The following is a 12,200-nucleotide window of genomic DNA, read 5'->3' as shown; positions in this document are numbered from 1 at the left end:
CTGCCGTGTATCTGTTATTCCTTTTCCCCTTCATTTGCATCTTCCATTGTGATGCTTTCCTGCATCTGTGCTTCTGTATAATGCAGACGCAGTACAGCCTGCGGCCAGTTGATATTGACTGCTGCTGTCTTGTTTTTTTCTTCACCGGCCTTACGGATAAGCCCAAGCAGTTCATTCAGAACTTCTCTTGTCAGGTAACCGCCTCTCCAGTGAAATGTCAGCGTTTTTCCTTTTTTTGCTGCCTGAAGTGAACGTTTATACACATCTTCTGTCTTTGTAAAAGACAGCTTCTTTTCCCGGTAATAAAAGCGATCGTGATCTGTACAATGAGGTGCTGCTGCGATCAGTGGCTCATGATCCCGGAAGATACTTTTGTCATCAAGATTGAAATAATCATAACGAATATCTTCGACTTTATCACTGTTTCCGAGTGTATTATCAAAAGTCGCATCCAGATGATAATAAGTCCCTCCGATCCGGACAATGTTCCAGGTATGACGGTATTTGATACCTTTTTCCGGATTGTTTCCACATATTGCGATCACGCACCAGACGCCCAGCGCATCCAGAAGGACTTTTACTGCCTTTGCAATGCCCTCGCAGACACCCACTCCCTGTCCGAGCGGGCCGATGATCTCATGAGAATAAGCCTTTTTGAGCTTGTCATAGTGTACATTCTGACAGATAAAATCATGTACATATTTTTCTTTTTCCCATTCGGACATCTCCTTCGCCGGACGCACCAGCTTTTCAACTCTGGATTTCATTGCTTTCTGATGCTCTTTTATTTTGCCTTTATCAAACAGATATTCCGGAACAAAAATAATATTCGGTGATTCTTTGTAATATCGGTATTTATATCCCGTTGCCCAGAAAATCTCCGGATGATCCAGACGCAGCTGGAAAAAGACATTATACAAAGTTTCTCTGTCCAGTGCCGGAATCTGAAACTCATCCGCCAGTCCGGAAAGTCCCTGAAGGATTCCATGATAGGCAGCCTGTTCCTGTTTATTCATATGGTTGTAGTAATACTGTTCCATAACTTTCTCCCGAGGTTTTTCTCAAAGCATTGCAGACAACTCCGCTTCCTGCTCCTCTATTTCATGGAATACTGCATCATTTCATAATGTAGAATACATCCCTCATAGATTTCCATCGGAAGCAGTGCCCTCGCCACCAGCTTCAGTTCTTCCTCCGGTCTGTCGATTCTCTGCAGATGTGCATAATCTCCATCAATCCGTTTCACTTCATAATCACATTCTAACATCGGTATTTTCCTTTCTCGTAAATCACATTTTACATTCTCAGTTTTTTTCGAAATTCTCTTAATGTATCTTTCTTTCGGAAGATAAACATCCCCGCCAGAACCAGAAAACTGATGCCTGTACAAAGTACGGAAGGCATCGTATATTTTATGATTCCGATCCAGATAAGAACTGCCGGAAGGCATCCGATCATCGCCGCCTGAAGCAGATAATACAAATATTCTTCCCTCTCCAGATGGCTGACCTTTGCGATTACAGGGACACTTCCAAGCACCGCAAGTGCCCCAAACGGAAATACAAAATCTACGGACCAGCCTTTCCATCCGATGAAATGATCCCATAATACGCACAAAATCGTAATGAGCAGCAGCTGCCATGCCAGGTTTTTGAGGATGTTTCTGCGTTTAAAATATGCCACTCCGACAACAAGCCATGCACACAGACAACCAGCCGCAGCAAACCAGAACCAGTTCAGTGTCTCCAGCATCAGATAGTTGATCATCCCACAGATCACAGCTACGGCAAGACACAGAAAATTGAATGTCTGTAAAACCTTTTTCTCTTCTTTTTTCTGCTGCTCCCCACATCCGGGAAAGTCATTTTTCTCTTCTTTATATGGAATTTCTTCCTCACGGAGCATCCGCATAAACTTCTTCTGAATACTGTCATCCGGAATTTTGGACGTAAATCCAAGCACCATCTGATTTTCATATGAACAGGAACAAAGCTGCAGAGAATTAGTACTTGCAAAAATACCAAACCGTTCAATGTAGGTTTTATACGCTTCTGGGAAACGCAGAATCCCGATATTCGAATATACCGCTGTAATACTCCTGCTGCCAAGATTCGCCCCCGCCATCATAAAATATTTTTTAATTTCAAGCGGCACCGCACGTATTACCGGATTCTTTTCCAGACGCACATATCCGTTCATATCCATCGCTATTTTATCTTTTACAAGCTTCTCTTTGAACTGTTTTTTTACGTCATATAATACATCCTGAAAGATTGTCTCATCGGAAAAAGTATATCCAACTTCAATCCATCCGAAGAAATTCCCCATCGACTGAGATGGAAAATAATTGCGCAGATTGACCGGTATCATCAATGCAACCGGCTTCTTCTGCCGGTTCTTCGGAATCTCCTCATGTATCGAACAAAGCAACATTGCAGTAAGCAGAACCGTAATCGAAACACTATAAGAACGCGCCTTCGCCAATGTCTCTTTTACCGGAATAACTACCTCTGTGATCTGCATATCTGCATGCAGTAATTTTTCACCTTTCAGCTTCACAGCTGACGGTTTTTTTTCTTTATTTTTCGGAATATCTGAGGAATAATACTGTGAAAAACTATCTTCTTCCTGCGCTCCCGGTGTCGGTTCCTCTGCATGTTCTACACGTGGTAAGTTTGCCTCCGGATGCGTCAGGATCAGATAATTCTGTACCAGTTCACTTAAAAAATTCATTGCTCCGGTACCGTCTGTCAACGCATGATATACCTCAAAATTAATACGGTTTTTGTAATAACTCACCTGAAATAAAAGGCTCTTTTTATCCGGTATATAAAGGCTGCTGCACGGCGGCCTCTTTTCCTCTTTTACAAATGCATCTATATCTCTTCGCTCCAGATAGAACCAGAACAGTCCCTTTCGCAGAACTGCACGGAACAACGGATATTTCTCCAATGTCTGATCCAGTGCCTTCTGCAGAATTTCACTGTTGACAGCCTCTTTTAACTGACAATAAAACCGAAAAACTCTGGTGTCATTTTTATCTGTGACAAGTGGAAAAGCCAGTGCTGCGTTATCTAATTTTCTCCATTTTGAGTATCCTTTTTCCACGTTTATTCGCTTCCTTTACTTAAAAAACGATTCATAATATCAAAACTTTCCTGTACATGCAAAAATCTGATTCCAAGTGCAAAATAGCCATGAAGCGCATCCGAAACCCTGTGTATTTCCACATAATTTCCGGCTTCTTTTAATCGTTTTCCATATTCTTCGCCCTCATCACGGAGAGGGTCAAATTCCGCTGTAAGAATCAGTGTGTCAGGTAAATTTGTATAGTCTTTTTCCATCAGCGGAGAGAAATACGGATTATTTCTGTCCTCTGCACAACTCTCATACAGGGTCAGATAATCTTCCATTTTGACTGCCGTGAGAAGATAGTCTTCTCCGTTTTCCTGTACTGATCTGTAAGGTGATTTTGCTGTATAACAGTTGTTTACTGCCGGATAGATCAGAATCTGTTTTTTCGGTGTAAAATCTCCTGTATTACGGGCTTTCAGGCAAACCGCCGCTGCCAGATTTCCGCCCGCACTGTCCCCGATGATCGTGATTCGATCCGGATCAGCAGGTAATATCAACCGCCCTGTATAGAGTGCTTTTGCCGCCTCATAACAGTCTTCAAACGGAATCGGAAAATGGTATTCTGGTGCCAGGCGGTATTCCACCGACATCACGATATGTCCGGTGGACTGCGCCATCCGGCTGCATACCCGGTCATAATTTTCGATGCTTTCAGTCACCCAGCCGCCACCATGAAAAAACAGCAGTACCGGATATTTTTCTCCCTCTACTACATCGCCGCTCATGGCTTCCTCCGATGGAAAATAAAGCCGCACCGGCACCTCGTGATTCCCATTATAAACCTTTGTATCTAATGTCTTAAAAAAAATCCGCATCGCATCCAGCTTCTTGATATCTGCCAGCCGCCTGGATGCTTCCACCTCAATATTTCCATAAGATAGTGCGTGTAAGATCGTGCGCATTGTCTTTGAAATCAAATATTTTCTCCTTTTGACTTTTGTTCTCTTTCAGGATTTTTTCATTCATTTGTTAATCCTCAAATTCATATTTTACATCTGCTCCTATTGTATCGCGAAATGCTTTGTTTTGAAAGTACAAAAAGCAATGCCGGAGGATTGATTTCCCCCGGCATGACTTTTTGTATCAAATATCTCACATTTTATTTAACTGTTATTCTGATCCTGTAAATTTTTCTTCCGGATTTGACAGTAATGATTGCTCTGCCTGTCCTGTTTGCTCTGATCACACCTCTGGAAGATACACTTACAATTCTCTTATCAGAAGAAAAATACTCTACTCTCTCTCTACTTGTAATTGGCGAGAGTGTCACCGCAAGTTTCAATGTCTGTCTGCGTTTCAGACTTACCCGTGAAGAAACCCTCTTTCTGGTAGACGCATTTGTCACCTGCAGAGATCTTGTCGCAACATTTGCATTCTGAACGTTGACCTTAAAACTTTTTTTCAGACCGCTCCGAAGCTGCACAGTGATCGTCGCAGTTTTACCTGCTCTCAGTCCTTTTACTTTGCCGTTTTTATCAACAGAAACGACTCTTGTATTGCTCGACTTCCAGGAAACAACTCTGTCGCCTTTTCCCATCGTAACTCTTGCTGTGAAAGTCTGTCTCGTCTTAAGCGGAATCGTACCTGATACATTTAAACTGATCGTTGCCTTCAGTTTCGCAATAGATTTTTTCTCTTTCTTTTTACATACGCGACAGATACGTTCCTTCTGTCCTGTATTAAGGACAGTGGATTCTTTTGTCGTTTTCCAGTACCCATATTTATGTCCTTTAGCCGGTTCCGTCTGTACCTTCTCTACATGACCACAATAAACACATCTTCTCTGTTTCTCACCGGCTCTCGTACAGTCAGCTTCCCTCGTTACTTTCCATGAACTGTAACCGTGACCGGCTGCTTTATCACCTTCAACCACACGTGTATGGTTATGAACTTTGCATTCCTGTTTGCAGGATGCACCGGTTGTACAGGATGCTTTAACAATGGTTCCTGCAATTGTTTCCCATTTGCATGCACCTTCCCGGATGGTCACCGTAGATTCTTTTTTATTTGTATAAATGTAGATCATATAACTAGTATCTGCTTCAAAATACTGCGTATCTCCGGCATTCGAAGAAGTTCCTGTTCCACGCATCCGGGCCTGCGCTGACTCCTGTGCTGCCAGTTTTTGTACACTGCTTACAGAACCATTTTCCACATCAACAAAATAATAGCCTGTTTTTTCCGGGGTAAACATTACCGGAACAACCACCTGATCAGATGCAGGAAGCTTTGTACTGATACCTGTATTCACTGTCTGTATCTCATCCGGAATATCTACTCTATTATAATCTACCTGAAGATAATACTTTCGAAGTGATACAGTGACTGTGTAGGTATCTGCATCTTTCCAATACCCATCCTTTACGGTTATACCATATCCTGCTGCATCATTTTCGCCATAAGCAACATCTTCCTCAGTTCCGTCTTTGTAGTAAACTGTCAGAATCAGTCCTTCCAGAGAAGCCTCTATATTACCATCTGTGTTATACACCGTATTCTGAATCGGTTTATTCTTGACTTCTACACTTTTTACTGTTTTTGCCTTTTCGATTTTGAAGGAGGTGCTTCCGTTACAGTCCATGTTCCTTCTGCCGACTCTGACAAGATATGTCTCACCACCGGTAAGCATTGCAGAGACACTTTTTTCGGTAAGTGTCTCTGCAGGTACACTATTTACTTCTATATACTGAAAGTCACTATATTGCACATTATAACTGCAGGCATAAGCATATGGTATCGCTTCTCCATCTTCTGTCTCAAACTGCATAATGTATTCGCCTGACTCAGATGGTGTAAAGGTAAAATATGCATCTACACCACTATTCTGGAATGGTTTTACAGAAGTGCCATTTTCAATAGCCTTCATGCCCTCGATTCCTTTGACCGGAATCCAAACCGTATTCTGATATTTGTTTTCCTTTTCAGGATCATAATATGTCAGTTTTATCTCGTACTTTGTGTCTTTTGCATCCAGCACTGCTTCGCTGTTATCTACAAATATCTTCCACTTATTGCCATATTCATCGCTTCCTTCACAGTCATATGAACCCCAGGATCTGAATTCCGATGCAGCTTCAACCAGAGTGGAATGATCTGCATAATTAATCCGAAGATCATATACATCCAGTACTCCGTTCATAACTGTCATTGCATCCTCTGTCGCACCTTTTTTCAGAACCAGTTCCAGACTCTTGATGCTCTGATGTTCTGTCTTTGCAAAATGTACGGTAAGATTTGATCCCTCATATGGATCCCAGATCACTAAATATCCATAAGTTTTTCCTTTTTCCAGTTTTGCTGTCAGGACAACATTATCTGCCGCATAAGGATAAACCTCTCCAATCTTCTCATCTTCTTCATAAAGTGCAACATATGGATATACATTACCTTCTGTCCAGAACTTATAATACCCTGTTTCAGTCGGTTTAAATATAAAATAAAGCGGTTCCTCCCTATGCATGTCATTGAGGTTAAATGTCTGATCATACTTTTCATCCATCACATATCCATCATCTTCTGCATTCTCTCTTTTCTTGATCTGCAAATCTACAGAATACGGTGTGGAAACCATGACAAAATATGTTACACCCGTAGTCAGATTCGGCATACTTCCATGATTTGATAAGCTGCCATCATAAACTGAATACACATTTACAGTCGCTCCGTCAGAAACCTTCACTTCATAACCGGCACTTGTTTTCGGTATAAATTTATAAAATTTACGTTTTACAGGTTCGACAGTCTTTGAAGCCCCCTCTTCAAGCTCCTCAAGATTCTCTGCATTCGGCATCGTTACCTTAATTGTTGTACCTATTATCTCAGTTCCACTCAGTGAGATTTCATTCCCCTGTCCGTAAATATACGGTACACAGTTCCATTCTCCTTCTGTCAGTAGACTGTAGTATTCCGCTGTTTTTCCACCTTCTGTACTGGCTCTGTATGACAGCATACCTCCGTATACCGGATCATTCATTCCTATTATCTGCCCAGACCCATCACTGTATGTAACTCTGGTTCGAAGATTGATATTCGACAGATCATCTATGCCCGCAATGTATTCGTTCTTATCTGCAAGTATTTCCAGCTTCACCGGTTTCTGCAATTCCGTAACTTTGACCTGAAGATCTTCAAGTCCTGTGTCTGATGTAATGTACAGATAGTACGCGTTTCCTCTTACAAGTTTTTCGCAAAATTCCGAAACGTTTGAATAGGTCTTTGATGTACCTGTATCCCCAACACAATACACATTTACCTTCTTATTAAATTCAAACCGGTGTCTGCCTGTGAAATTAGCCAGATACCTTGCAGAAATCTGATTGTCTTTCGCTGAAAGTGTCTTGCTCTCGCCTTCTTCTAAGCTATCCTGCGGAGCCACTTCTTCAAAAGAAGCAATATGTACCGGAATAGAAGTCGTCGCTTCTATGCCATCATAAAATACTCTGTATACATATTCTCCTGCTTCCGGATCGTATACTTCCGTATACTGATCATTTTCTTTTTTATATAAGGAATATTTCAGAGTCTTTCCATATGAATCTGTTTCCACTCCGAAAATACCACCGTAATTCAGTTTTCTAACCTCAGATCCTTTTTCTGTATTAATACGTACTTTTATAAAATTGAATTCCGGTTTCTGCCCCTCTATACACTTAATTTCCTGCGGCATATAAGATATAATTTCCACAGACTCCGTTTTCGCCAGTCGTTTCAGAGTCAGGTTCGTACTGGTGGTATCTGTCGTATGATTATAAATATCAATGATATATTTATGACCCTGTTCAAGTTTGTACAAAACCCTTCCGTTAATTTCATTCAGACGCTCAGTTGTTCCGTCTTCCTTCACTTCTATTACTAAATACGACAGCCCTGTTTCTGCGCTGATCATATAGTCTCCGGTTACTTCCGGTTCAAATTTATAAAACTGTCTGTTGGTTATATCTATTTCCTGTGTTCCTTCTTTGATGCTATTCAGCTGAGCATAACGGTCTGCCAGAGATTCTACTTTTATTGGAACCTTCACTTTCATAAGTTCCTGACCATCTTTTTCTAATGTAAAAATGTACGTATAAGAACCTTTCGGCACATATGCATTGTTCCAGTCAAACGACTTTCCCTTATTTTCACCATCTGCATAAACAAGATCTGACATTACTATATTTCCATCAGGATCTCTGTACGTTGCATAACCAAATTTTACGTCAAAATCCTTAGGTTCCTGATTCGTATAGTTAAAGCGCAGAAGGCGCGAAATTGCTTCACCATACCAAGTTTCGTAATTCTCAAGCAAAGTAACTTCTGACTGTGTGGTGCTGATACTTTCAAGCTGTGGCACTTCGCTTAAAGTAATAGTTGCCGTTTCATTTGAAGAGTCATCCTTATCTCCGCCATATACCTGAAAATAAACCGGTTCCTTTGCTTTCAGCTCCCACCTGCTGCCCTCAAGTTTTTTATAGATTTTATAAGATGTACTTTCATCCGCAGATTTATCTTCAATCCATGGAATGCAATAGGCTGAACTCGTGCTGCCCTGGTAAATACCGTCTCTTTGCGGCACAAATTTATAATATCTGTATGCATTTCTGACCGAAATCACTGGGGTTTCTCCTGTCGTAATTTCACTCTGGCACACTCCAACTTCTTCAAGATTATGTATATATGCAGGAATATCTGCGCTTATAGTTTCATCTTCATCACATTTAAAATACAGATAGTAATTGCCCTTCGGCAATTTCTGTCCCATTAAATCTTCACCTGCGGGTCCTCTTCTCAGCGATGCCCTTATCGTATATCCTTTTGTCTTTTCAGCATCGCAATATGATGTTTCACCTAATGGAAAAATGAACTCTGAAGTCGTATCATCAGCAAATTTTAACGTAATCTGAACTGCAACATAATAGTCTATCCCTGCCACACCGTCACGCATGGTATTCTCACTTATTCCCTTTACTTCCATACCAGTCAGTGTCGGTGTGCTTTCATCTCCGTCAGAAAAAACTTCAATATTCGTTTCCTCATTCTCTGCGTCTGCATCTGTCAACGCTTCTTCATCAGTGATCTCTATTCCCTCTTCATCCGCACCGTCCTGCGTCTCTTCGAATACATCAATCTGCTCTTCTGCGCTATCGCTATCCTGTGATTCACTGTCAGAAATTTCAATCTCATTCAACTCAGATGAATCCCCCTGATCCGACAAAACTGCTACATCAGCACTATCTTCCGGCGCAGTCTCCAATTCTGCCTCTGTTTCTTCCACAGCCTCCGATGTGAACTCGGCTGCGCTTGCCATAACCGCCGTTCCTTCCACGCTAGTTACTGTCAGAGCCGCTGCCAGTATTAAAGCCAGTGTCTTTCTCTTCATAAAAAATAATCCTCCTTTGATTCGCACAATTTATCTTATGTAATCGAATTATCATAAAATAATTGTATCAAAAGAGGATTACAGATGGAACTATCCAAAAGGATAGTCTTTGTTATTTAATCATGTCGTTCATCGTTGTCATAACATTCGCAGAAACGTGCTGCAAATGCAGGTGGTTCATCATATGCATATAAATGGGAAATGTCTCCATAGGAATTCATACGGAAACCTGCGATTCCTTTGCGTCGTTCTTCACTTGTCAGAGTAGTAACAGAACTCGGAGCTGCACACATATTATGCCAGAGTACCATCGGCGACATACTGAGCAGGTGACTTATAAGCACACAGCCCAGCCCGAAATGACAGAAGAAGACAAGCGTATCATTATTAGCTTTTTCTACTCTATAGTAGTGTCCGTCACGGACATAACCATGCTCTGCAAGAACTTTATCAAATTCACCGGTTACCTGATCATAATAATATTTCATGTTGGCTTCCTGCATGGCTTCATTCTCAAACCAGTGATCGTACTGATAAAAACGCTCATCCTGTGTCCAGTCCTGTGGCAGCCAGTCCCATGCGCAGATTTTGCGGTCAGGCACATCCGGTCGATGGATCAGTACATCAAACTCACGAAGCCAGTCGCATTCTGTTGCTGTACGGTTCATTTTTTTCAATGTGCACGAAGCTGTATCCTTCGCACGTCCCATAGTCGAAACATAAAAATCTTTGATGTCAAGTTTTGAAAGTTTTTTGGATAAAAGCTCTGCCTCTCTCCAGCCTTTCTCAGTCAGTGAATCTATAGAATAATCAGGATCACCATGACGCACAATCAATAATTTCATTTTTGTTTCAACCTTTCTGTATAAACCCTATGCTTTCATTAAATATCAGTTTCTTCCGCAGCATTTCTTGTATTTCTTTCCACTTCCACACGGGCATGGATCATTTGGATAAACTTTTTTCTTTGGCTTCATATTTACTGCCGGAGTATTTGCCATCGGTACGAAAGACGGCATTGCCGGAGCAACCGGGGCCGGGGCAGCAGCCTGTTCGGCACGGCTGACCTCATTTGGTGTATATCCGCGGAAATCAAGCATTCTTGTGTTATTATTTACTTCCATCATGATCGGAGCAAATCTCTCCATCTGACGGTCAGAATCAAACACAATATCACGTTTTTTGAACTCTTCCATGATGTCAGAAAGCATTCCATCCATGGAAAATTCTTTGTACACAATGTAAAGAAGTTCTTCAATCTTTTCTTCTGAAATATGAAGTTCATCTCTCAGGAAAGAAGCCAGTTTTCTGTAGGAAACATCCTGTGAAGGATATCCGTGTTTTGCATAGTCCAGAATTTCTTCCACTGTCGGAATATAGAAGTCTCTGTCTCCCTGGAACTCTTCGATCTTCTCATAAAGGTTGTCCTGAAGAACCGCTTTCCAGATCATCTTATCACCTTTTATGATGCATATATCATCTTTTTCAGACAGCTCATTCAGAATTTCCATGAACTTTTCATAGTTCACTCTGAAGCCATCGCGTTTGCGGTACATGCGGTATACGATCTTGAGTGGTGCGATTGCATAAATCAGTCCCATCATACTCTGGCAGGAACGCATCCAGCTGAGCTGACGGCATTTTTCCTGTAATTCCGGGGTATTGATCTGATTATAAACAGCAATAACTTCCTGCGGAACTTCTGCATGATTATCACTGTATGCTACAATGTAACCCTTATTGCTGAACCATTCCAGTTCTTTCCAGTCTTTATGTGTTGCAAGGAAACATTTTCTTGTAGATGCATGGTCAAAAGCATCTATTTCCCATTCATCCGCCTGCAGAAAAATAGATTTCATCACTTCCGGATCAAGCACTTTCGCAGCAATCTGCTCTGCAAGCTCTTCTTTGGAAAGTCCTTCATACGGGATCTCCAGTTCTTTTGCACTTTCAACCAGATCTTCTTTATTATAGGAATTCAGATAATCTTTTACTTTCGGATTTCTTGTAAAGGAAACTTCCGGCTGCTCTGCTCCGGATTCCAGCTCCATCTCTGTAATTTTCTTTGCGATCACATCTGCAAGTCCGAGTACACCATACTTTTTATTAAGAAGTGTATTGATTTCCTCTGACTCTTTTGACCAGAAATCATCGTCCGAAGATTTTGTCTCTTTCAAAATAACCGGGGTGGAAACTTTCTTTACACCATCAGCTGTTTTGATTTCTGCATCTTCAACCTTTTTCTCAATATCTGCACGGTATTCCGGAAGATCCGCTTCTTTTACGCGGAAGGTAAACCATGCTTCTGTATCAAAAAACTCTGAAGTCTTTGTATCTTTGGCTTCCAGATATTCATAGTTTCCTTTTGCGGTGTCTGCTCCCTGTGCAGTCAGGTTGGAAATTCTGACTTTTTTCTGGAAAAATTCAATTTCATACAGATCTGTACTCTGATATTCCAGAATGTCCTGCAGCATTTCTGCCAATTTTTCAAAGTTAATGTCTGCCGGTATCAGGCAGCGCCTCCATACCGGAGGTTTTGTTCCTTTTCTTGTGATTTTTAACTGATAAAATTCCATGTGTTCACCCTTTATATGTCTGTGTTTATAAAACATAAAAGCCGGAACAGATTTTATCCGCTCCGGCTTTATTATCGTATCTTCAAAACCACATACATGTTGACAATCAACTGAATCTTTCTGACCATGCT

The 12,200-nt window shown here is 41.3% G+C and carries 7 protein-coding genes; all 7 read right to left on the bottom strand.

What is annotated here, in order from left to right:
• Positions 1-14: 14 nt before the first annotated feature.
• A complete protein-coding gene (locus tag DWW86_RS07270) occupies positions 15-1,040 on the bottom strand; it encodes a transglutaminase domain-containing protein (protein ID WP_117942711.1) in 1,026 nt (341 codons plus the stop codon).
• A 56-nt stretch (positions 1,041-1,096) separates the two neighbouring features.
• A complete protein-coding gene (locus DWW86_RS07265) occupies positions 1,097-1,267 on the bottom strand; it encodes a chorismate--pyruvate lyase (RefSeq protein ID WP_072522636.1) in 171 nt (56 codons plus the stop codon).
• A gap of 29 nt (positions 1,268-1,296) precedes the next feature.
• The gene (locus DWW86_RS07260) at positions 1,297-3,108 is read right to left on the bottom strand and encodes a DUF6320 domain-containing protein (protein ID WP_117942710.1); all 1,812 of its coding nucleotides are present in this window, start codon (positions 3,106-3,108) and stop codon (positions 1,297-1,299) included.
• A 2-nt stretch (positions 3,109-3,110) separates the two neighbouring features.
• Positions 3,111-4,052 (bottom strand): alpha/beta hydrolase, encoded by a 942-nt coding sequence (locus tag DWW86_RS07255; RefSeq protein ID WP_353652680.1) that lies wholly within the window; start codon positions 4,050-4,052, stop codon positions 3,111-3,113.
• A gap of 182 nt (positions 4,053-4,234) precedes the next feature.
• Positions 4,235-9,493 (bottom strand): Ig-like domain-containing protein, encoded by a 5,259-nt coding sequence (locus DWW86_RS07250; protein ID WP_117942709.1) that lies wholly within the window; start codon positions 9,491-9,493, stop codon positions 4,235-4,237.
• A 116-nt stretch (positions 9,494-9,609) separates the two neighbouring features.
• Positions 9,610-10,338, bottom strand: a complete 729-nt coding sequence (locus DWW86_RS07245) for a histidine phosphatase family protein (RefSeq protein ID WP_072522633.1) — start codon at positions 10,336-10,338, stop codon at positions 9,610-9,612.
• A gap of 45 nt (positions 10,339-10,383) precedes the next feature.
• Positions 10,384-12,200: IS1096 element passenger TnpR family protein (locus DWW86_RS07240; protein WP_286187672.1), on the bottom strand; the 1,817-nt coding region annotated here is incomplete at its 5' end.

It is taken from the genome of Ruminococcus sp. AF17-22AC (genome assembly GCF_003460065.1).
In the GTDB taxonomy this organism is placed as follows: domain Bacteria; phylum Bacillota; class Clostridia; order Lachnospirales; family Lachnospiraceae; genus Blautia_A.
Note: the sequence above shows the minus strand (reverse complement) of the source record. Positions and strands in the feature narration are given on the sequence as shown.